This is a genomic window from cf. Phormidesmis sp. LEGE 11477, from assembly GCF_015207105.1.
In the GTDB taxonomy this organism is placed as follows: domain Bacteria; phylum Cyanobacteriota; class Cyanobacteriia; order Phormidesmidales; family Phormidesmidaceae; genus Phormidesmis.
The window spans coordinates 70,678-93,060 of record NZ_JADEXO010000009.1; the positions used below are offsets into that span (position 1 = coordinate 70,678).

General features: G+C 50.3%; 26 protein-coding genes. 4 read left to right on the forward strand and 22 right to left on the reverse strand.

The genetic code is table 11. From position 1 onward, the window contains the following. Positions 1-51 precede the first annotated feature (51 nt). Complete coding sequence (locus tag IQ256_RS04940) at positions 52-423, forward strand: tetratricopeptide repeat protein (protein WP_193854448.1); 372 nt, start codon at positions 52-54, stop codon at positions 421-423. Positions 424-427: 4 nt separating this feature from the next. Here IQ256_RS04940 and IQ256_RS04945 read toward each other — a convergent pair whose 3' ends face one another. The 19 genes from IQ256_RS04945 to IQ256_RS05035 form a co-directional block, all read right to left on the reverse strand. Next, on the reverse strand, positions 428-904 hold the full coding sequence (locus IQ256_RS04945) for a hypothetical protein (protein WP_193854449.1): 477 nt from the start codon (positions 902-904) through the stop codon (positions 428-430). 217 nt (positions 905-1,121) lie between these two features. Continuing rightward, positions 1,122-5,309 carry a hypothetical protein gene (locus tag IQ256_RS04950; RefSeq protein WP_193854450.1) on the reverse strand — a complete coding sequence of 1,396 codons (4,188 nt, stop codon included), beginning with the start codon at positions 5,307-5,309 and terminating at the stop codon, positions 1,122-1,124. Positions 5,310-5,319: 10 nt separating this feature from the next. Further along, positions 5,320-5,661 (reverse strand): hypothetical protein, encoded by a 342-nt coding sequence (locus IQ256_RS04955; RefSeq protein ID WP_193854451.1) that lies wholly within the window; start codon positions 5,659-5,661, stop codon positions 5,320-5,322. A 131-nt stretch (positions 5,662-5,792) separates the two neighbouring features. After that, positions 5,793-6,461, reverse strand: a complete 669-nt coding sequence (locus tag IQ256_RS04960; RefSeq protein ID WP_193854452.1) for a RadC family protein — start codon at positions 6,459-6,461, stop codon at positions 5,793-5,795. Positions 6,462-6,554: 93 nt separating this feature from the next. Further along, positions 6,555-7,028, reverse strand: coding sequence for a hypothetical protein (locus tag IQ256_RS04965; RefSeq protein ID WP_193854453.1), 474 nt, complete (start codon positions 7,026-7,028; stop codon positions 6,555-6,557). Positions 7,029-7,141: 113 nt separating this feature from the next. Further along, positions 7,142-8,197, reverse strand: coding sequence for a DUF932 domain-containing protein (locus IQ256_RS04970; RefSeq protein WP_193854454.1), 1,056 nt, complete (start codon positions 8,195-8,197; stop codon positions 7,142-7,144). A 104-nt stretch (positions 8,198-8,301) separates the two neighbouring features. Next, positions 8,302-8,829 (reverse strand): hypothetical protein, encoded by a 528-nt coding sequence (locus IQ256_RS04975; protein ID WP_193854455.1) that lies wholly within the window; start codon positions 8,827-8,829, stop codon positions 8,302-8,304. Between the two features lie 160 nt (positions 8,830-8,989). Continuing rightward, on the reverse strand, positions 8,990-10,126 hold the full coding sequence (locus IQ256_RS04980; RefSeq protein WP_193854456.1) for a phosphoadenosine phosphosulfate reductase family protein: 1,137 nt from the start codon (positions 10,124-10,126) through the stop codon (positions 8,990-8,992). A gap of 104 nt (positions 10,127-10,230) precedes the next feature. Next, complete coding sequence (locus tag IQ256_RS04985; protein ID WP_193854457.1) at positions 10,231-10,521, reverse strand: hypothetical protein; 291 nt, start codon at positions 10,519-10,521, stop codon at positions 10,231-10,233. 105 nt (positions 10,522-10,626) lie between these two features. Further along, positions 10,627-11,025 carry a hypothetical protein gene (locus IQ256_RS04990; RefSeq protein ID WP_193854458.1) on the reverse strand — a complete coding sequence of 133 codons (399 nt, stop codon included), beginning with the start codon at positions 11,023-11,025 and terminating at the stop codon, positions 10,627-10,629. Positions 11,026-11,161: 136 nt separating this feature from the next. Next, positions 11,162-12,070 (reverse strand): ArdC family protein, encoded by a 909-nt coding sequence (locus IQ256_RS04995; protein WP_193854459.1) that lies wholly within the window; start codon positions 12,068-12,070, stop codon positions 11,162-11,164. Positions 12,071-12,175: 105 nt separating this feature from the next. Next, positions 12,176-12,730 carry a hypothetical protein gene (locus IQ256_RS05000; RefSeq protein WP_228024584.1) on the reverse strand — a complete coding sequence of 185 codons (555 nt, stop codon included), beginning with the start codon at positions 12,728-12,730 and terminating at the stop codon, positions 12,176-12,178. 84 nt (positions 12,731-12,814) lie between these two features. Then, the gene (locus IQ256_RS05005; protein WP_193854460.1) at positions 12,815-13,111 is read right to left on the reverse strand and encodes a hypothetical protein; all 297 of its coding nucleotides are present in this window, start codon (positions 13,109-13,111) and stop codon (positions 12,815-12,817) included. Positions 13,112-13,210: 99 nt separating this feature from the next. After that, positions 13,211-13,666 (reverse strand): hypothetical protein, encoded by a 456-nt coding sequence (locus tag IQ256_RS05010; RefSeq protein ID WP_193854461.1) that lies wholly within the window; start codon positions 13,664-13,666, stop codon positions 13,211-13,213. A 68-nt stretch (positions 13,667-13,734) separates the two neighbouring features. After that, positions 13,735-14,031: a hypothetical protein gene (locus IQ256_RS05015; protein ID WP_193854462.1), complete on the reverse strand. Its 297-nt coding sequence runs from the start codon at positions 14,029-14,031 to the stop codon at positions 13,735-13,737. 72 nt (positions 14,032-14,103) lie between these two features. Next, positions 14,104-15,003 carry an N-6 DNA methylase gene (locus IQ256_RS05020; protein ID WP_193854463.1) on the reverse strand — a complete coding sequence of 300 codons (900 nt, stop codon included), beginning with the start codon at positions 15,001-15,003 and terminating at the stop codon, positions 14,104-14,106. A gap of 63 nt (positions 15,004-15,066) precedes the next feature. After that, a complete protein-coding gene (locus IQ256_RS05025; protein ID WP_193854464.1) occupies positions 15,067-15,504 on the reverse strand; it encodes a hypothetical protein in 438 nt (145 codons plus the stop codon). A 157-nt stretch (positions 15,505-15,661) separates the two neighbouring features. Further along, positions 15,662-15,847: a hypothetical protein gene (locus IQ256_RS05030; RefSeq protein ID WP_228024585.1), complete on the reverse strand. Its 186-nt coding sequence runs from the start codon at positions 15,845-15,847 to the stop codon at positions 15,662-15,664. Continuing rightward, positions 15,844-16,053, reverse strand: coding sequence for a hypothetical protein (locus IQ256_RS05035; RefSeq protein WP_193854466.1), 210 nt, complete (start codon positions 16,051-16,053; stop codon positions 15,844-15,846). Before IQ256_RS05035 ends, IQ256_RS05030 begins: the two co-directional genes overlap by 4 nt. An 814-nt stretch (positions 16,054-16,867) precedes the next feature. On the opposite strand from IQ256_RS05035, the gene IQ256_RS05040 reads away from it, so the two are divergent. Further along, positions 16,868-17,443: a hypothetical protein gene (locus IQ256_RS05040; protein ID WP_193854467.1), complete on the forward strand. Its 576-nt coding sequence runs from the start codon at positions 16,868-16,870 to the stop codon at positions 17,441-17,443. 312 nt (positions 17,444-17,755) lie between these two features. Here the strand turns inward: IQ256_RS05040 and IQ256_RS05045 are convergent, their stop codons facing one another. Beyond that, positions 17,756-18,517, reverse strand: coding sequence for a hypothetical protein (locus tag IQ256_RS05045; protein ID WP_193854468.1), 762 nt, complete (start codon positions 18,515-18,517; stop codon positions 17,756-17,758). A gap of 199 nt (positions 18,518-18,716) precedes the next feature. On the opposite strand from IQ256_RS05045, the gene IQ256_RS05050 reads away from it, so the two are divergent. Then, entirely contained in the window at positions 18,717-18,872 is a 156-nt protein-coding gene (locus tag IQ256_RS05050; protein WP_193854469.1) for a hypothetical protein, read from the forward strand. 321 nt (positions 18,873-19,193) lie between these two features. After that, on the forward strand, positions 19,194-19,820 hold the full coding sequence (locus tag IQ256_RS05055; protein WP_193854470.1) for a hypothetical protein: 627 nt from the start codon (positions 19,194-19,196) through the stop codon (positions 19,818-19,820). A 7-nt stretch (positions 19,821-19,827) separates the two neighbouring features. Here the strand turns inward: IQ256_RS05055 and IQ256_RS05060 are convergent, their stop codons facing one another. Beyond that, a complete protein-coding gene (locus IQ256_RS05060) occupies positions 19,828-21,222 on the reverse strand; it encodes a WD40 repeat domain-containing protein (RefSeq protein WP_193854471.1) in 1,395 nt (464 codons plus the stop codon). A 23-nt stretch (positions 21,223-21,245) separates the two neighbouring features. Continuing rightward, positions 21,246-22,383, reverse strand: a 1,138-nt coding sequence (locus IQ256_RS05065; protein ID WP_193854472.1) for an IS5 family transposase, incomplete at its 5' end; no start/stop codon positions are given.

A 22,383-nucleotide genomic window follows, 5' to 3' on the forward strand; every position in this document is an offset into this window, starting at 1 on the left:
ATTACCTCTTAGAGAACAAATGTTCACAGAGTTGTCATCCAGGCAAAAGCCATGAAAGACCCATTCAATCCTGGCATTGCGATCGGTAATATTCAGCTTCTCGAACCCGCTGGTGATCGCAGCGAGCTAGTCAATGGTGATTGGCTACCTATGAAGAACTTAGACAGTTACATGATTCGTGCTCAGCAACGACGAGTACGTGGAAGAAATAAAGAGGCCATTGATGACTACAACAAGGCATTAGAGATAGCCCCCAACAACGGCGACCTTCATTTCTGCAAAGGGCAAACATACGTCGCTATGGATAAAAAAGAGGACGCGATCGCTGCATTTAAAACAGCTGAGATCCTCTTCAGGAAAGCTGGTATTGATCGTGAGAGCGCTGCACGTCGATGGATAGGACGGCTACAGCGCTCTCAGTAGCGGGCTAGTTTACTCGAATTGGACAAGTTGTGGTGGTTGGAAGAATAACGCCACGCTCTAAGCATAATTCAACGTAGCCACCAATTGAAGCAGATACAACACCTGCGCCTACTGGCTCGTCAAGGTAAAGTTCTTCACTGCCGGAAGCAACATTGCGCCAAGGCACGGAGAAGCCCACCGGAGAACCATTCAGTGGCAGGGGTACAGCGCTTTCTGTGAAGTTGACAGCTCCTCCTACATAGACGAAAGGGCCACGGTAGCTTCTGAGCCGCCATTCGGCAATGACAGCTTCGCCACCATCACCCCACGGCTGACGCCAGCAGTCGATGATGACGTGACCATCAGACCCTTGGCTATAGGATGCGTCAGCGCTGAAGTCATTGAGGTCTTCGAGCAGCAATCCAGTATTGGCGCTAGCTGGCAACACAGCGGTCACCGTAGAAGCAACAGCAACTACGGCAGCGATAAACTTAGTATTCATGAGTGATCCTCGTACAAGTTAACGAGAGTGATTTGGTCTCTCTCACCCGCTCTTGCCGCAGGCTACAGATGCAGTACCTTTTTAAAAAGCGCAACAAGAAGAGCCAGAACTGCCTAGTAACGACGTTCTGGCTTTCGAGGCTTATATGAACGGTGGATGCTTCAGAGAAGCTATCTCAAACGGCTGTAGTGCAACGGCACTCTTATCTGAGAAACCGCTATCGGCTCATCTGGTTGCGCTTAGATTTATCTCGCTTCTGAGATCGAGATTTAGAATGGCTCACTGACTGATTCTGGGCCTGCTTTCGATTCGCTTGAACTTCCTTCTCAACGATCTTTTTGGCATAGACATCTGGTTGAGCGCTCTTTTTTGCCTCCGGGCTATGTTGTGCGATCGCCCTTTGAATCGTCTCTAAAGGATGGCCATCACCGATAGCGCATTTAGCTATCTCACGATCCAGGTTGGCCTGAAGCTGCGGGTTTCTAGACGCGATCGCCGCCATCACACCGCTGTTCTGGCGACTGTACTTCTCCCAAAGCTGCTGCGTCGCAGACTCCGCCCGTGCTGACTGATGAGTAGAAACCGGGGACTGCTCGGACTGTTGAACAGAACTTACTTGAGTTTTAGATTGGATAGCGGGCGTTGGTACTATCTGATGCGCCTGTGTAGCTTCTTTGAAGGGCATCACCTGGCCTCGCACGTAGGTGCCGAGCGGCTGAACGCTTAATCCCCACAGCTCTGCGCCATCAACACGCGCAGTGATCAGCTTATCGAAAAGAGCACTCGCAGGCGCTTTCTCCGCGTCGGCCCATTGCTGCGAGTGGGTAGCTGCTAGCTTTTCATCAATGACGTGCTGACCGCTGACACGCAATGCAATCTGCTCGCTACCTTGTTCAGCTTGGGCAATCACAACGCTACCTGCGCGGAGACCGTATTCGTCCTGTGGATTGTGGTCAAGCGTTAGGTGGCTGCGGCCAGCACGTAGCGCTGCTATCTCATCTGGGGTCTGCTCTATCACCGGCAGATCCATCACCTGCATGTGGACTATCTTCTCGCTCTTCGCATCCTTAGAGAAAGCAGCCATATAGGTAGCCGCTTCTGGTAACGAGATAGAGGGGCTAGAGCCACCGCTGACTGCACCAATTAGATAGCGATCGCCGTTGGCTTTTAGCACAGAGACTGATGGCGCTATAACGTCGCCGCTCTTCGCAGAAAATGTGTCATTTGCAAACTGGATTGTATGAGGACTACTAGCCGCTAGCCGCTGTGCCTGCTCGCTCGAAATCTGTAGCCGACTAACTTTAATATCTGGGACGTTTCGTAGGCGATCGCTCAGTACCTCTGGATACGCTTGCATTACTAGCTTGCGGCCACCTTTAGACTGACGCCATAGTGCGATCGCCATCTCCTGAGAATGTAACTTCGGGTCTTTACCTTCAGGTGACGCTAGCGACTTTTCTAGGTAACGATCTCTCTGCGCATAGATCATCTTGGAATCATTCTGCTGCGCCCACGGCACCTGCATTGTAAGACTCGGTTCTCTGATAGTGAGAGACTTATTCGTCTTGAACCGTTCCTCTAAGCCAAAGCGCTCAGCGGAAGCGCGATCAACGCAGCCCATCGATTCAGTTTGGACTTGCCCTTTCGCGTCAACAAATCTGAGTTCGGCGGAAAAGCGCTCTCCTATCTTTTTCGCATTGTAATTTTTGCTAATCAGGATCTTCCAGTCTGGGTGTGCGCCATCGCTGCGCCAGGGGAAGGCACCTTGCGCATCTTCTATATTCTGAAGAGCTAGCTGTCTGCCATCTGCTGTAGCAACTTGTATGGTTGGGCGCTGGTCTTCAGAGCGTCGCTGGCGATGTCTGGCCTTATTCTCTACAGCCTGCTTCATTAGGCCGCTAGATGTCTGAATGATAGTTTTCGCTTGCTGTGTCTGCTGGGGTGCTTCTCCCATCGGGAAAACACCCTGAAAGAATTTGTTTTCTCGCTCCTGTAGCTGTGCGCTGCTGTATTGTTTATTCACCTGCTGAACGCCCCAAGAAACCGGCTCATCGATGCTTGTCGGCATTACTTTGCCGTTTACGTATATCGAAGGGTTATTCTTGCTGCGTCTGAGGTCGTCTTCTTTGTACTGAAGGGCTTCAACAAAGCTGTGTAGGTTCTCGTCTATACCCTTTGCGCTCTTGGCCGTGTCTACGGCTGTCTGTAGGTTGACTGCGTTTGGGCCGTTGGCAACTTCTGATAGTAAATTAGAAGCTTGCTGTAGCTTTTCTTCTGTAAAAATCTGTTGCTGCTGAGGCTCTCGAATTTTATTTAATACATTATTTGCATTTGAAATCTCTTCTAGTTTTTCTCTGTAGTAGGGAGAAAAGCCTTGTGAAATCAGCCAATTATCGTCAGGAATGATAATCTTACCAGCATCTACTTTCGCTAATAGATCAGAACAGTGACTAGAAAGTTGATCGAGCAGTACGCTCTTTCGTTCATCTGGCGCATACTCTAGCTCAAGCGCTAACGACTGCAAAGACATTCCCGCATTCGCAACCTGTCCGGTTGGGTTGTCTGCGGTAACGCCCCAGGCTCTCCAGGTAGCCTCGGAGTGCGATTCTCTCTCTTGCCAGGAATGCTTCTCCTTTTGCTGTTTGATAATCTGCGGCGGCTTTACCGCTGGTGCCGTCCTTTCTATAAACTCTTTCACCGCAACGGGATAGACACTCGGCTTAATCAAGTTGCCACGGCCCTGTTCTAGCCGCTGAATTATCTCTTCAAAGGCGGCTCGACCGGCTTCATACTGTTGCTCTGACGACAGGCCGTTTACGCCTGCTAGCTTTTCTCTCAGTTGCTCAGGCAGGTCATTGACCGTCGCCTCATAGCCGACAAAAAAGCCGTTGATGTCGCCGTCAAAATCAGTGATGGCGACATTCTTCGCCGTATCTGGCGGTAGATAAGCCACGCCCTGCTTCGAGAACGATTCTCTATCTTGCTGTTTAATGATCTCAGTGTTGTTAATGGCGATCGCCGCTGCGCCCACGTTCGGAAACGGAGAACGGTAGTAAGCCACAATCGCGCCGTGCGGTAAGTCTTTGTTGCACACCTCCCAAAGCTTAAGCTGACTATGATGCTGCGCCATCGCTGACGGCACTGATGTCCCGTTTGCAGATAATCGCTGCCATTCACCTTTAATGTAGTACTCTAAGCCTCTGACAACGCTAGCCTGATCGGTGAGCTGGCCATACTTATCCGAATTCAGCGCGTTATATAGCCAATCTGGGCGACTATTATCAGCTAGATTTTCTTCAGCGCTTTGATAGGCACGCTCTCGTTCGTGCTCTTTGTGCTTGAGATAGCGTTGACTCAGCGCGTCGTAGTTGCCTGCAACCTGGGCTAGCTGCTCTGCTTTCTCCTGCACTTTGGGATTGATTTCTAAGCGTGTAGCTTCTGGAATGGTGTACTTTACCTGCGGGCCAACCGTCTGTTGACCGTACGATGCCGTTGCTTTTCGGTTCATCCAAAAATTAGAGGCTTCTTTGATGCCAGGTTCAGAGAAGCGACCATCATCGCCCTTGATATCGTCTATTGAGATAATGGCATCTACATTTAGGCGCTCAGCCCAACTGCTGTAAGTCACAGTACCTTTAGCAATGCCAGGAAAGTCTAGAGAGGCTGCTCGAAACTGATAAACGCCTGTGTCAGCTTGGTGACGTAACCTGCGGTCTACTGAGGCTATTGCCATGTCCGCTACTTGGTCTACTCGATCTAAATCTGCACCAAGGTTAGTAATATCTGCACTAATACCTGCTTTTGCAAACGCTTTAACCGTTATCTGCTCGCGCTCATCAGACGTTGTTAGGGAATCCATTGTCGATGATCGTATCAACATTGTCCCGTCACCCATCTTGTCATAAAGAGGCTGAAGCTCTTCTTCAGAAACGAGCTGGCCATCCCAACCGACTAAAGGTTCAGAGCCGTGGGTTCGCTTCACATTGTCGATAACGAGAACGCGGGCGGACGAAAATGCTGTTGAGGCAACGCCATCTGAAGCAATCAAACCGCCGTAAGCGACCGCGTTATGCGCAGCGTTGCGATCGCCTGCATAGATAGGCTCAACAGTTTGGCTACCCAGGGTCATCAGCTGGGCCGTTTCGTAGTCAGTGAAGTAGCCCTCGCTGCCGCTGCTAAAGACAAGATACTTACCTTCAGACTCTAGCTGACGGCGGTCGGCGTCATGAACGCTCTCGTAGAACTGCGCAACAGAGAATCGGTTGTCTGTCCCTATACCATTTGTCAGACACCAATGTTCAAGATATGAGTGTTCTATTTGCTTGATAGCAGGTTGCCACTGGCCATCAATCACAACCTGAATCGGCTTGCCTGTCTTGACATCAAACTGCTCGGCCTGAATCATGTTCTATCTATCAAGTCCAAGTTGCGCGGCGGTTAGCTTCCTTGCGATGTTCAGCAGCCAATCTTGAATACCTAGAAGAAGACTCTAGCAATGCTTTAAACTCCGCATCAGACATCGGAGGCATTTTAGGAGCTTCCTTGGCTTCAGCAGCTATCTCTTCTAGCGATCGCTCCGGCGTGAACGAGTAAGCCGGGTTATTATCCGGATCGTAATCGTCATATAGAACACCGGCCGCAACCAAGTCATCGACACTCGCGCCGCCTGATAGCTGCTCTTCTACTGACCGGTCGCTCGTCGCGTATTCATTCAGCTCTGCGGCCCTACCGATTAGGGGATCTACTGACTTTTCCATGCTCGTTCTCCTGCAATTTGTTAATCATACTCAGCCAAGGAAAAGCAGCACAGGTTCATTAAAAAAATTAAGGTTCAAAGAGCTGAACATACCTGATGTCAGACATACTCAGCTCTCTAGATATCATCGTATTAATCGGACATAAACGCCGCCCATAAACCGCTCGTCTGGCGGATAGAACGGAACTCGCTGCCAGACACTATTAAATGGTCTAGAACAGGAATACCCAGCAGCTCGCCACCCTGAATGAGTTGCTGCGTTAACGTGAGGTCTTCCCCGCTCGGATCTACGCTCCCTGATGGATGATTGTGGCCAACCACGCATCGGGTTCCTCCCACCTGCATCACCCATCTGAAGATGTCTCTTGGATGAGCGCACGTCTCTGTCGCCGTTCCGGTTGAGATGATTCGCATCGACAGTATCCGGTGCTTCACATCTAGCGCGATTACTGCGAACTTCTCAACCGGCTCGCAGGCAATCGGATGAAAGACAGCGGCGACCACAGAGGGATCGTCTACCACAGTGCCAGCAGCAGGCACGGCGTTATAGATTACTCTGCCCAGCGAGAGTGCGCTCTGCAATCGTTTTAGACCGCTAGGCCCTAGTCCCTTAACCTCTAGGCTACCGCTACTCAAAGCATCTCTCAGACGCTGCTGCACGTTGCGCTCACTCGGCTGTTCGTTAGGTAGAAACAGGCTCTGCATAATCCGTCGCGCTATCGCTGGAGAGACAATATCACCTATCAAAGACTCGGTTCTAAGTGCAAAACCGTAACGACCTTCTGTATCTTTTGCTTTCATGGCTCTGACCTATTAACGTCAGAGCCTCATTGCGAAGCAAAAAAAAGCTCCCTATCAGAGCGATCTGATAGGAAGAAAGGGATACTATGCTCGCTATTCAGGCGCACTCCAGTTGGCATCGGCTAGCATCTGCTCCCAGTTCGCAGTGGCTTCTTCAGCAAAGAATGGCATGTTGAGCCAGCAAACAGCTTGTTCAGCCATCTTATCTGGGGTGAACTTCATCATGAGTTCTTGCAGTTGATCTCCATAGCCTCTTCGGTGGCCTTCCTCAATAACAAGCCTCAGAATTTGGGCATTTGATATTAGACGCAGCTCTTTAGCATCGAGCGCAGCCCACTCTTGACCAAAGCGGTCTAGCTCACCAGCGGCATAGAAAACGCCGCAGCGAAATCTACCTTTCCAGGTTTTGTTACCTGGAAGAGGGCGAGGGGCATTGACGACAACTGCACCATCTTCTTGAGCGAATCTGATTTGAGAGACAGTAGACCCTGGCAATCTCGGGTTGCCATCTAATTCATTGACCCAGCGGATAGGAAGCTTAAATTCAGTCTTGTCGATCTTATTCATATTGAGAATCTCCAAACAGTATGAGCGGTGCTCATCCCCTCCTTGCGCAGCAAAAGCAAACCTCACCAGGAAATCCTGGTGAGGTTAAGCGTTGTTATTCAACCGACCATCAGCTAGACGGCAGTAGCAAGCTGCTTCCACTGAGCGCTCGGCAAGGACATCACCGTCGCACCCAACTCTTCTAGCTCAGTCGCGCGGTCGTAGGACTCAACATCTTGAGCAGTGCGAGTCACTGCATTCAGCAGCCCCCACTGGCTCAAGTCGCCGCCTTGGATCAGATGCTGGAGGACGCCTGAGCTTTCGCTTTGCTGAAGCTTGAACTTATTCGAGAGCAGCTCAACGGCCTTCACCGGGTTGCCTTCGATGCGATGCTCCGTGGTCGCCCGCATCTGAGCAACTAGCGCCTCGAACTTGGTACGGTCAACCGCATCGCGAACCAGGTCTTGCACCTTCAGGAAGAAGGCTGCATTATCGGCTGCTAGCGTCTGATCGGAGAACAGTTCGTAGGCATCTGGCGTATCCGCAGCGGCTCGACCCAGGTGAGTAAATCGGTTACGGGCAGAACGGTCAGGCGTGACCATACCGTTCGTGCAAACCAAACGGTAGACCAGCGGCTCGACGCGCAGTGCGCCCATGCCGATCTCCGAGTTCGAGATACAGACACCCGCTTGCACAGGATCTCCAACTTTCACGTCAGCCTGTACCTTTGCCGTAACGACCTTCAGGTACATTCGCGTCTCGGTCAGCTCGCAGGACATCACCTGAGCACCTTCCATTTGAAGCAGCGTTGGCAGCACGGCTTCAGCGAGATCGAAGTTGTCCAAACGACGGTAGCGGCGGCTGAGGAAAGCGCGGGCACTCTCGCCCAACGTGCGAATCATCCGCTGCTCTGGATTCGTCTGGAACCAGTGATTGACGTTCGCTCGTAGCAGCTCGGGTGCTTTGGTGAGCATCCGGTTGTAGTACTTAGCGGGAATGCCAATGCGGTCGCCAATCTGTCGGTGCGCGTTGGAGGTAACGTCGAAGGTCTGCGTTGTATTGTTAGCGATCGCTAGCTGACCCGCAGGCGTCATCTCCAGGGCACGAGTATCGGCCACATAGTCTTTCTTCAGCGCTTGCTGCGTTTCCAGTGCTTGGGCCATCTCAGTCAATGTTCTTCCCGTTTTCATGTTCTTTAGCCTGTTGTGGACTTCGACTTGCGAAGCCCTGTTCATCCGCTCTTTGCGCAGCAAAAGAAATCCCCACTAGAGCGAGCTAGTGAGGAGAGAGGGATCTATTTGCAGGAACTTAAAACGGATTGATAGCCCCATCTAGTACCCAGGTCGTAGTCGGGCGTCGTACGGCTCAGCTCAATGTACTGAGCGACTGTAATCAGCTCAAACTTCAGCAACTTTGCTGCATGTGGCGAGTTCTGCCAAAGATAAAACTCACCGTCCCATTCACCCAAACTTCCAAAGAATCTAGCGGCGACCGTATTCGCGATCGCTTCTGGCGCTTCGTCAATGTCGCCGTGAGCGATCGCATACCTGATGTGCTCCTGCGTCCCTACCAAAGTAGAAACAGAAATAAGCAGATAGCAAGCTGCAATAGGTACACCCTCTATCAGATCTAGATCTTCGTGGCTGAAGAACTGTACAAAGCCAGCTGGATTTTGACTGGGTTGGCTCGCTTTCGGCAAGTCAGCAAACCTGATTTGCGACTGATCGCCCCGCGTCATTAGCACTAGGCCGTATCTGCCATAGGCCAAACAACGGGGTGCGTTAACTTTCACAAGCTGTCCGGCACTGAATCTGTTAATCATAGGAAAATCCTCATTTGTCAGTGTCTCTTTGCGAAGGCAAAGGCAACCCACGGGAGCTACTCGGCCAGTAAGCTGTAGAAGGTAGAGGGGGGAAATCCCGCTCGATAATTCGAGCGGGGATAAAAGCGAGAGAATTACGAAGATTGAATGCACCTCAGCCCTATTCTGGAATGGAACAGATGCGTAGCTGATTAGCGATCGCAACAACGGCCTCTTCCGTCCAGAACGTTAGCTGAGCTAACTTGCACAAACGGATCAAACTGAGAAGGAAAATCGGATTGACAGGTTGAACTAACTGGAGATCGCACAGCACTTTGCGCAGCTGCTTTTCCTTCACCAATGACAGCGCTATATCCTCACTAGCCAGCGATAAGAGCCATCGGCCCTGCTGAAAGCTCCAACCGCTAGTCACCTCCATCAGCGCCAGCTCTGTCCAGGTACGAAGGTTATGCTGTGCGCCGTTGAGAATGTCATGACTACTCGCTAGAACGCATAGAGAACAGGACAAACGGCTATTGCTCGAAACATAGGCCCAATGACAAGGAAAGCCTTGAAGTGCCTGTTTAAGCTCACCCGATTGGTACAGGGTACTGCGCCTAGCAACATCCTCACAAGAGGTTCCATTTTGCTGCCAAACCTCTGCTAGGCTCCAATCATGAATCGGATGCCATGAAAGCGCGAATCGACCTTTTCTGTCATTGTCTAGCCAGTTCTGATACGCCTGCTCCGCCCATCGTTCTTTTTCTTCGGCACTCTTACAACTTTGGGGCGTTTTGTACCATACAGAGGCAATGTCGTTACGTACCTGATAGCGCGGTTTCTTTGCTCTCGCAGAAGACTCTTCAGCCCGCAGACCAATCGCGCACACGACAAACTGGTGGCCCCGCAGGAGCTTATCAGCAGGCTGCGTTTTCTCATGTTTGGTACAGTAACGGGCTGCGCTGCTACTCCAGAAGGGTTTCTCCTGCTGCTTTGAGAGAATCGTCTCATGGCGGTGCTGCCACTCATCAATCATTGAGCGCTTCGGATATAGCTTTGTTAGCGGAACATGCAACTCCGCGCAAACCTTGTGCAAATGTTCAGAAACACCAGGCCATTCGATCCGGCCAAGGTCACAGAACAGCGAAAACAGCTCGCCTGTCCAGTTCTTAGTGCTGTGTGTACTAGCCAGATAACGCAGCATTGCATCGCTATCTTTGCCACCGCTGACCGAAACGGCCAACGTAGCGCCAGCATCTAGCACCGATTGCATGAAGCCAGGAACGCCGCGAGAAGATTCAAATAATGAAAGTTGCATTGAACAAACTCTGCTTTTTAAGGGCAGTCGCTCAACGCACAGCGTTTGTTATAAAAAGAGAACTCTAGCGCAGCGGTAGCGCTAGAGACTCAGCAGAGAGAAAGTCAGAGATAGTCGATGTATTCGAGGTCGAGATGGTCTGTCGGCAAGCCAACCGCATATACGGCAAGAACAGCTGTTGCAACATCTTCTCCATCAGCAATTGACAGCCGAAAGATAGCATCGGCAGCAGCGTCCTCAATCCTACGATGGCTCTCGAAGCCGCAGTGGTCGCCCTCGTAGTCGCCCGTGCCTTCCCAGCAAAACCGACCGCCATCTTCTGTCAATATGAAATCGCGGTCGCACTGGTACGGCGACGACTCTGGCAGTGCCAACTTCACCTGTTCGCTCATCATAATCTCTTCAAGAAAAACGTCATAGAACCACCGCGAAGTGGCTCTATGACAATGGATTTATACGATTGACGGCATCCTATGAGTGATTGTTAATGATCGCATTATTTATTTGGCAAGGCTGGCTATGATGCTCTTTTCAAAGGCCAACAGAAGCTCTTCTTCGCCTGCTTTTGTGAGGAAGCCGTAGACCCAGCCAAGCACCGTTTTCTCTCGCTTCTTCGACGCTCGTTTAGCAAACTTCGGTAAGTCACGGAAAAGCGCCGTGATGTTGTAAGCCGCAAACGGTCTACCACTGTGCAGCTGGCAAACCTCGTGATAGTAAGCGTTCACATATCGGTTCGCGTAGGTGCTAAGTATGTCTTTAGCGATCGCTCTGGCCACTGCCTTTTGCTCATCTGGGTCGGTATGGCTTGAGGCTTGAATCACTGCCCATAGCTGGCAAGGTTGATCGAGTGGGAAGTTCTTTGAAAGCGATGATAACGAGAATGGTTTCTTATTCGACATAGGAATGATTCCTTTGCTGTGGGCCTCAAGTAGAGACCCGTTCAGAACTTCCTTGCGCAGCAAGAGCAAACCCCACCAGGAAGTCCCGGTGGGGTGATGCTCCGCAAAAGAGACTGCATCAACACTGCTAAACAGCTTAAGTGGCAGGTTCTTCAGGCAGCAGTCCAGCATTCTCTAGCAGCAGGTCAGCCGCCAACTTTGCCTGATGAGACGCTCGGAAGAACGCTTGCTTGTCGTCGGCAATGAGACGCATCCAACTGGCCAAGTAGCTTGCATGATGCTCTAGGTCAGGTTTGATGCCCAACACGTTGCAAACGAACGCTGCCGACATGTCCGCAATCAGCTCCTCGAAGGCATAGCCAGCGCTACCCTTCTTTGAAGTGAGATCTCGGTCTAGTCGGAGTTTGTGTCCGGTGCGATGGGACAGCTCGTGAATGAAGGTCGCATAGTACGCCTCAGCACTGGAGAAGCTCTCATAGACAGGCATATTTATCTGATCGCGCTTCGGCACGTAGCAGGCTCGATTCCCGCCGAAGGTCACCTCCGCCTGCTGCGCTGCAATTAGACGCTCAGCCTCATCTAGACGCGGCGCGGCATTAGGCTCGCCTCGATAGCGCTCAATGAGTTCAGAGATCTTCACGTCGGCGTCTTCATCGGTAAAGCAATCCAGGTTGAAGACCTTAATCCACTTACTGAAGCCAAAGCGCTTTTCTTTCACTTCGCCAGTCGCTGGGTCAGTCTCTTCTTTCTTTGCGCTGCCGCCTACTCGCAGCCAGGTTGCCTTGCTGCCTTTCGTCATTTTCAAGCCCATCTCTTTCGCTTGGCCAAAGCCTACGAACAGGGTTGAGTTATAGCCGCGAGTCATCACGGAGATCTCTGCGAGTACGGGGTTGATGCCGCTATAGCGGTGCCCTGAATGAGCATTGCAGTACGGCGTTGTTGCCCAACCGCGCTGCCAAGGTAGGGTGCCCTGCTCTAGTAAGGATAGGAGCTGGTCAATAACAAGCTGGTAGTGGTCAGTCTTCGACTTCTTGCGTGTTGCCATCGTCATTCTCAAATGAACTTCATGGCATCGGCGCACCGCGCAGCAAAAGAAAAAGCCTTATCCGATTGCTCGAACAAGGCTCTTTCTTACAGACAACTCAGCAACCTAGCTACGGTCATTCGCTTCATTCACATTGTTGATGGCAACAACCGCAATCGCTTTCCAGTCATCATCGTTTGTCCACTCCGACGACAGCTTCGTGCCATCAGCAGCTCGCAACGAGACAGCTAACGTCTTGTCGCCGGACTTCAGCATCTTAACGTAGGTTGCCAACTGGATGCGCTGCGTCAGAACGGCTGGTGGCACCGCAGCAAACGCCGCGAGTACCGTCTTGCTGAAGAAGCAGTCGTGGCCAGACTCGAACACAACAGTTTCGCTGTTTGCTTGCATCACCAGGTGGAACTTACGAACGTCTTGGTTGCGGCGCTCTACGGTTGGAAAGCTGATGCTAAGGACATTGCCTCGGAAGACGGGCATCTGCGTGGTCGCGACGCCATCGTGAAGGACATACCAGCCGTCACCGTTGCCTTTAGTAACGTTGCAGAAGATCTTCTTGCCATAGTCGAGGAAGCCTTCTGCTGCCTTTGGCTGGGTTCTAGATTCTAAGGCGACCGCAATGCGTGCTAAGAGCGGAAGAATGTCTTGAATTGTTGAATGCATGGGTTTTCCTCATTAACTTCAGTCGCTCATTGCGCAGCAAGAGACAACCTCATTCGACTGAGCGAATGAGGTTACGGAACCGATCTAAAACGGAACTTCTTCTTCGTAAAACTGACATTCGGATGCATAGTTCTGTGCCATCTGTGGCAAGTTAGCTGCCGCTCTGGTCGCACAAAATCTCTCCCTACGCTGGGTAGTCCCATCAACTAGATGCAGCTGTCGCTCAGGTTGCCAGTTGATACACTGAGCGCAAACTGGTGACAGAGACTGACTGGGAGGTGGAGGTGTTTCCCGCTCGTTCCAATCGGCCCAATCATCTTGAATTGTTGTTCTATTCTCTTGCTCACGTTCGTAATCAGCAGTCGCTTGATCTATTGCCATCGGATTTATCTAAATGCTTCAGACCATCGCTGCGAAGCAGAGGCGGTCAAGAAAATGCCCTCAGCGCTGTAGAAACGCTGAGGGCAACAACTGATCAACTTAGAGACATTGGGAGAAGGAACTGTCGCCTTTAGCCAATCGACGGCCTAGCTCGGCGCACATAGCTTCGATGGCCTTTTGAGCTTCGATAGCGGGCTTCTCTGCCGTTAGGCAAAGGAACCGGCTAACCCAATCAGCCACGGCGATCGCATATTGCAGTGCCTGGAAATCCAGACCGTGCGCCCAAGGAATCTGGGAATCTGAGATTGTCAGATGAGCGGTATTGAATCCTGCTGATACAGACGAATCAGCAGTGGTCGTACTTCGGTCGGCACGAAGGTTGATGCATCGCTCTGTATTACCTTTCGCAACCGTCACACGAACACAGCGAGCTGGCAAGTGAAAGCGAAACTTAGCCTCAATGAGCCATTCGCTATACTCAATCGAGCAAGTGAACTCGGTCTCTAACTGTGAATCATCCTGAATTAAAGGGATAATTTCCTGGAAGTTGTTCATTATTCTATCCTCATATTTAAGATGGCCTGAGAGATGAATCAGGCTCTCAGACCATCAGCGCACGGCGCTTATTGCGCTATGAAATCGTCCCCATATGCATAGTTGACGATAAACAAGTAGGCACAGAGCGTTTCTTTATTGAGCTGGCCAACAGAGGCTAGATAGCGCGGATACTTCAGCGTCTGGGTTCGCTTATCCCAATACCGCCAAAGCCACTTCCTAGCGCGTCTTAGAAGTACCTCCTGTTCTTCCAAAGCCAGTGTCTGCAAATAGTCAGGAATCAAACTCTCAAACAAAGGCAGTTGAAGTACTTGAAGGTAAGCCACATGTATATGAACTATTCGGTTTTCCGATTGCTTATTCATGTCTGTTTCACTCAAAGGAATTACGTCATAGAGCCACTGCACAGCAGCTTTACGACGCAAGTAGGAAGTCCATTAGCCGAACAGATCCATCTGTCTATCTAGCACGACATCAAGCTTCTGAGGCGATCGTTTCCTCGTTAGAGACTCTCCAGCAAACTGCTCTAGATCGAAAAGCGTTTGGCCAGACGACTTTTCGTAGGCTGGTAGCGAATCGCAGGCTTCAGGCTCAGCAGCAGAAGTGCCCGCGAGTATAGACTGCATTGCTTGGACTAACTGTTGCGCTTTACGCCTGGGCGCTAGCCACTGCTCAAACATCCGCAGCTGCGGCGTTGGGCGATGCTCCCAGTACTCATCGCTCAGTGTATTACCGTGGCGTACAATCGCCTGAAGACCTAATGCAGAAAGCTGGATATAAGCCATGTTGAAGGCATCGCGGCTAACATCAGTACAGTCGAACTGCATATAGGCGCACGGATCGACGCCCTGACTAGCCGCTTCTTCAGCGGTGGCAATTACCAGCCCGCCTGCACCGACCGCTGGCTCGCAAACGGTGACGATGCCTTTCTCTTCGACGAGCGATCGCACATTACCCACCGATACCTTGGCAAGTAGTCTGCACAAATGGTACGGCGTGAAGAACTGACCAACGCGCTTATTCAGTAGCTCGTACTCGCCTGCAATCTCTCCCAGGAAGTCGCTGTAGCTACCGTTGTGCGCCAGTATCAGCAACGACAGCATTTCAGAAAAGCTGTTTAGCTTCTCACGGCTGTACGCCTTCACGCGCTCCATATATTGAGCTTCTAGCGTCTCAAAGGCAGTGTCTTTTGCTAGCTCGCCGCTGTGGTAAGGAAGCTGATGCAGAGTAATAGCCGCGATCTCCAGCCAATCGCTGAAGACTCTATGTGGTGACTGACTAGCGCTCAGCGATTTTAGCTTGGAGCCGAACTGTTGTTTTATCTTTGCTGGATGCATCTTTACGCAATGGATGAATGTCATCCACCCATCGCGCAGCGACTAGCTAGCTATTGAGCTGTTTCAATCCAGTGCCTGCAAATTAGCTGCAAAGCCTCCTGCAAAGGCTGATTTGTATCGATCAATCAGCGCCTGCTTCTTAAGCTTTTGGCGGTTTTGCTGACCTTGAATATTGAAGACTTTCCTGATGGCTTTATCTCTTAAATCGGCTACCTTCCAGAGCGTCCAATCGACTGGCGCACACTCAACAGCAGCTACGATTGGCTCTGGCAAGTTTGCTACCGGAACTACCTCCTGTCTCTCTATCGGTTGAACGATGAGTTTCTGGCTGTCTGCTGCGGTCTGTGGCTCTTGAACTGAGGTAGATGGGAAGAACTCATCCTGTTGTGGTGCTGGATGGGTTGCCACGAAGTGAATAAACGCAATCGTTACTAAAGCTGGAACACCGTAAACCATCGCAGTCAGTGCGTTTGTTACAGCTGTGTCTATAATCTCAAACATTGTAAATGCCTCAAATGTGTGGGTTAGATAAGAGCGATCGCAGATCTGAAACGAAATTCTGCATATCACTCTCATAGCGTCGGCGCACAGCGCTGCATCGTGTTTGAGAGATGCAATCGCTTTTGGAAGGCGATCGCATCTCTCAACTATCAGAAGTTTAGAACGGGGGCAACAGCTCTACTCGCGACCAAGCCGGAAGCATCAGCGCATCGGCAATCAAAATCGGCCCGAAGGCGGTAGCACAACCGAAGCTGCAAACGCCTTCGAAGCATTCAGCCGCGCGAGCATAAACCAAATCACCTGAACGAAGGGCGCTCAGCACCTGTGCCGACTGGCTCATCATTGCTGATCTTGCTCAACGGGTACTGGCACTTCAACGGCAGGCGGCTGCGAAACATCAGTGCGGTCGCCCTCTATCAACCAATAGCCAATCATCCCGAGCAACCACAGCAGTATCGGTACGAAGGCGACGGCGGTAATCTCGATCCCTCGGCGCAAACCCTGGTTAAAAGGGCTTATAGGCTTCTCTTCTAACTTGATCCGTCTCATTTTTCCTCTCACATCCAAAACTTCCAACGAACAGAGAGTTATGCACAACACTGTAGCAGCATCTTGCACAACTCTCTTACCAACGATGCAAAGCGTCTTCTGAGTCAAAAAGAGCTACTGGCCGCTATGATGAATCCGAGATAGGAACGATGTATCCCAACTGCAAAAATAAGCTTCTCGAAAAAGAGGACTTGCCTTGATTATCTTGTTGTCTAAATCTGCGTCTCGAATCGCCGAACATCTACGGGGCACGACTATCAAAGGCCCTATAGTCTTTTGTTATTCAAACGATTTCCGAGCAGTCCAGTTAGCCATAAGACTGACACAGACAAACGCGATTGAGGTCAATCATCTGCTGCGCCTCGTCGCACTGTTAGGAATCTTCGGCGGCTGCGGTTTGCTAGTCTTTTCGCCAAGTGATTTGTTGGCGAGTCAGGCCGGTCACCTAAGCTTTTGGACAGGAATTGTGTCTGGCGCTGTCTTGATTGGCCTGGAAAGCATCAGCTACAAGCCGCCATATACTGTGAACAAAAACAGAAATAAATAAAAGGGGCAGTTGAGGTTCATCTAGCAAGCGAGACAGGGATTTATCAACCTTCTTAAAGGCGATCCCGCTAGAGGTTTTGGACGAACGATTCTCGCAGAGGGAACTTCACCAACGCCTGAACAGAGTCAGAGATATTATTATTCCTTATCTTTTTGTCAAAAGGCTTCGTGTACAACAAGTTCTAAGCATCCGGATCGTACAAATAGCTAAAGAAGTAGACGTTACGCTATCATCAACGACTGTAAAGAGAAACACCACTATTTATATATGACAACAACTGTCCTACCCCAACTCCAGGAAATTGAATCTGAACTTGCAGCTCAAGAAGAAAGCTTATCCGCGCAGCTAGCAGCCGTTCAGAAAAAGCTCAGCGGCATCCGCGCAGTCTTGCCAATGTTCGAGCAAGCGTCTTCAGCAAGCATAAGAGATGCTGCTGGAGATGGCTCATCAATCACCACCACACTTCCAGAAAAAGCAGACGTTGCGTCATCGGAGCAGGAACCAGATACGCTCAACAGTTCGGCCAAAGCGTCGAAGCCAGCAGCTAAAACCAAAGCTAAGACCACCAAGAAGAAAGACGGTCGCGCTGCTGACTGGCAAAAGTACATGCGCCCTGGAGTAAAGAATCAGTCAATTCCAGATGCTGTGAAGCTAGTACTGGCCACGCAGCCGGAGAAAGGATTCAAAATTGCTGAGGTTATGGAGGCTCTATTCAAAGAGGCAATGCCTAAAGCGCAGTACTTGAAGGCTCGCAACCGCGTATCGAACGTGCTGTCGGGCGGCGTTCGAGCAGGTGACTGGCATCGGGGCGATCGCAGTACCTATCAAATGACTGCGGCTTAGAGGTTGTGGGAACATGGCTTTTCAGGAATTCGTAAACAGTTTGATATAAGCTGCGTTCGGCAGCTTACCGTTGCACAAGACAGCGCCGTCAACTTGGCAAGCATCTCAACCCTTGGTTAAGTTGACTGAAGACCGTGATGCTTATCGAAAGCTCGCGATACGCAATCCGGCTAATAGCATTCAACTAGCGGTTTCTGCGTTCGCCGCAATGACTGTCATGGCAACCGAGAATGCTGCAAGTCCTCACCCTATACCTGGAAGCGACTGGTTCAACCATCCCATCAGTTGAGCAATCTTATGGCTCACACAAGGTTACACATCCACATCGTCAGGTACGGCTGCATCCTCGGACTCAGCAGCTTCCGACTCTGCCACGGCATTTACTTCAATGTCTGGAGTTCTAGCTATTAATTCATGTAATTCTGCTAGAACATTACCCATTGGTGCTGTAGCGATCGCATTAGCCTCTGCCAGTGCATCGGCAGCAACTTGTAGCTGCGTATGGATGGCCATCAAACGGTTGCGCCGCTCCAGGCCCAGTCGCCCTTCCATATTGCGCGGATCATTATCGTGGCTGAGGTGGATGGCTCTAACAGGACGTTTTTCTTCCAAGCCTTCTTCGAGGGGTGCGTCTTCAGACGGTTCAAAGATGGGCCGACTAGCTGTCAATTTGTTGTACCAGTATATCCGGCGCTCCTGGCAGAGCTGTCCTTCCTCATTGCGGTAAATGCGGCCAGGGCGCTTCACATTATAACGATGAGCATTCACTTCCAGAGGAGCTACGTAGTTCTCTGTCAGGAGTGCCAAGTTGTCTTGCAGTTCCGTTAAGCTCTGTGCGATTGCTGACTGCTGCGCTGGCAGCTCAAAGTCTTCCAGCGATTGAGAGTTACCGCGCTGTTGTAACATCATGATGGCTGCTTCATGCCGAGTGATACGAAATTGATAAAGTTCTCGTTCCGCCTGAACGATGCGAACCCGTTGCAACTCGATGACTTCATCCGGGCTATATTCCTGTACCTTGCCACAGGTTTTCCAGTTCGGGCAGTTCTTTGGCTCTAATCCCGGTTGCATCATCATAGACGCACAACAAAAGCCGAAGCCGCATTTCTTCTGTGGCATGGTGGTGTTCGCTTGTATTGTAGTTCTAGCTATATTGTAATAATATATAGCTAGAACTACAATATTTAAACAAAGCAATTCACTGTATTGTCTGTAAGACCTTTCGAGATCTGGTCTACCGCGACTAGCAACATCTCATCGCTGGCACTGCCTCATGCAGAAATACTCGGAATGGTGCGGCGATCACCATCAAGATTATCGGTGGCAGGCATTGCGTGAGTCGCACTGGGCTTTAGGCGACCACCTTACGGCGCTCGATCTCTTGGAAATGATGGGTGATCGCAACGACCAATTCGCCTATCCAGAATGACTGATTGAAAAGGGGCACTCTGTGGGTGTAGATCTTAGTCAGAAGTCCCAATAGGTAGAGGGTATACAGTTACAGAAAAAAGTCGGACTTTTGGGAAACCAATACCAAAAGATAGCTCGCTGTACATATTTATAGTTCTAGCATATTAAAAACTTAGTTTAGCTAGAACCATAAATATGCGCACTCTTTCAAGGCTGAGAGGGCGCGAACATCCTATCGGCATCGAATCTCTACACTCCATCCACTCTTGGTGAACATATAATTTGCTTTCACCAATTAGTGTTAGGTTGCAGATAGTTCACCAAATATGTCTGCCTGGATATGGCGTCTTTAAAGCAGCAAATAGCGAACCTCTCTGAACAGCTTGAGGCAATGCGGGACACTATCCCTGTGGATGAACAGGTGTTAGGACTGACGCTGGAACAACATAGTCCTGGCAACGGTAGCACCTACACCAGAGTGCGAGCGCCGAAAGGTAAAACACTCCCGAACGGCAAGCGAACGATGAGTCTGAAGGCTGAAGACGTGCAGGAATGGGAACAAAAGATTTATGCTCGCAATCAGCAGGCTAAAGTTGCGCAGTGCCTAGCACTCATACAACAAGCCGCTGAAGTAGCAGACGCGATCGCCTGGGACTTTGGCGAAGCAGACCAGTTGGTGAGCAAATCTGAAGAGTTCACCATAGAGCAAAAAGAAGACGTTACCGCTGACACGGTAGAACCTCGTCCGAAGGCGGTTATCAAATATGTCCTCAAAGATGCAAAGGGTGCAACGACAATAAATCGAACAGTTCATGCGATCGCACAGGCTCCTCCCGATTACGGTCGCTGGTTCTCTCCAGCACTCTGCGGAGAGCGTCCAAAAGCAGGTACTTGGGGCTGGCGCACATGCGACCCCTCTGAGCTAAGCTGCCCTAAATGTTACGACAAGGTGCGAGCGTTAAGTTGAACGCCTATCAGTTATACGCTACTGCACCCAGGTCTCTTAAATTATTCTTCACAGCACTGTTGAGATCGACTCCAGTGATATTCATGTTGTTGTATGGCCTGTAAATCACTAAAGGCTTACGAGACTGCTCTCCCGTTTCAACACTCCAACACTTTATTGTGCCGTCTTCACTGCCTGTAAATACAGAAGCACTATCGAGACTAAAGGCTATTGACCAAACAGAAGACGTATGACCTATCAACACATGCCTACTGCTGCATTTTTCCACGTCCCATATCACGGCTGTATTATCAGCACTTGCACTTGCCAACCATCTCCCATCCGGGCTGAAAGCTGTTGCATATACAGAAGATGAATGCTGCCTCAATAGAGTAGACTGATTCCTTTCTAGATCGATTAGGGACACTGTACAATCATCACTACTGGTAGCAAGGAGCGTTCCAGCAGGGTTAAAAGAAGCTGACCGCGCAATATCGAGATGCTCAAAGATAATTTCTGAATCATCATTTAATAGCATCGCTACATCCTCGCCTGGAAGCGATTCTATATCTATTCTAAAACGCTTAACTCTTTTGTCATCTGAGCAAACTATGAGACAACTACTGTCAGGAGTAAATACAATATTTCGGGCTATCTGCTCTGTATTGATCTTAGCAACGCATCTCTGTGTTGCAACATTCCATAGTCGTATCGTTTTATCGTAGCTACAGCTAGCTAGTAATTTGCTGTTAGGACTAAAGGCAACGGCCCATAAACTGTCTTCGTGACCGCTGAGTTCATAGAGGACTTGGGTTTGAATGTTCTTAAGTTTAATCGTAGTATCACCACTGGCAATCCAGCGACCATCAGCACTACAGTCAACAGCCCAAACCCAACCTTCGTGCTTATTCAGTGTACTAATATACTCTCCCGTTTGGTAGTTCCACTGTCTTACGATTCCATCGTCTCCACCACTGACCAGAACATGGGTAGATTTTTCTTTATCCATAAATTTTTCGGGTACAACAATTGCCCTAACCGCATTCATGTATCCTTGCGATTTTCTAAGACGATTATTACTTTCGACATCCCAAAACTGTATTTTTGCTTCGTCGTCACCACTAACTAATACATCTCCCTCTGGATCAAAGTCTACTGATCTAACCCAAAAATCTTGCTGCAAGATAAAGTTCTGGTATTTCTTCTGAGCCAGGTTCCATAAACGAATAGTTCCATCACCACCCCCAATAGCGAGCGTTTTCTCATCTCGGCTGAAAGTTAGGGATAGCACCATACCCTCTGGCTCTGTTAGAACTGTTTCTATCTCTCCACTCTCTACATTCCATATAATCACTGTTTTATCTGCACTACCGCTAGCTAGTCGTCCCTGAAAAACCTCAGCTAAGCCGTAGGCGATTCTCAAAGAGAGGCTACGCCAACGCTAAATCACGACGAGCACATGAGCAAGCCGCGATAGAGTTTGCGGAGGTTGAAGCCGCAGGCCGCGAGCAATGCGTTGATGCAGTCACCTGAGCTGCCCTGTAGATAATTGCGCTTCAGGGCGTGGTCTTGCTTGAGGTGGCCAATGACCGGCTCGATAGCACTGCGCCGCTTGACTAATCGTTTGAGGACGCCCTTGAACTTGCGAGTCCCGGCGACGAGGACTTGCACAGCAGGCGGATGGTACTTGCAGCCTCTGAACCCCTTATCCACAGCAGCTTGCTGCGGCGTTGTTCCGGTGAGCCGATGCGTCTGCTCAACTGCGTCGCTCAAGGTGGCCCCGTCGTAAGGATTGCCGTGGACAGCCAGGGTGCCGACAATCCAATTGCTAAGGCTGGTTGTCACGAGCACTACTTTGCAGCCAAACTCGTAGCGTTTGTTGACTTTGCCTTTGGCGATGCACTCTACCTCTGGCGCATGCATACTGTAGAGCTTATTAGAATCACTCCGCTGTTGTTGTTTAATCTGTTTCGCTCTCTCCAACAACATGGCCATTTGAGCATCTGGCTGCGGTAGTTTTCTTTCAATATCTCGAATCACACGACCGAGGTAAGTGCGTAGTTTTCGGCTGTACTTCTTCGCTCGTTTTAGCTGGCTAGCCGCCCGGTAACGACTCTGTTTGAAGAAGGCGTACTTGCCAACGCGGACATAGCTTTGACGCAGTTTTATATTTCTCTTTCTAGCGGCCCGTACCAGCGTTTTCCTGGCTTGTTGATAAAGTCTTGCATCGGTCGGGAAAGCCACTGCTTTTTCTTGTACAGTTGTGTCTACATTCACGCGCTCAATTTCTCTCGGTTTTAGCATTGCCATATCCATCGCGCTGCGAATCACTTGGCCCAACAACTGCTCAATTCCTTCAGTCCCCACTTGCTTGCGCCACTTCACTAAACTAGTCGGATGGCAAGGCAATTCATGCTGAAACACCGTCTCACCGCAAAAATACTGCCAGTAGGGATTCTCGACCCATTTTGCCACCACGGACTCATCGCTTTCGTCATACAAAGCTTTGAGGTAGTGCAAGCCCACCATCAAGCGCGTTGGCAGCGGCGGGCGACCGCCGCTTGGCTTGGCGACACGACCAAAT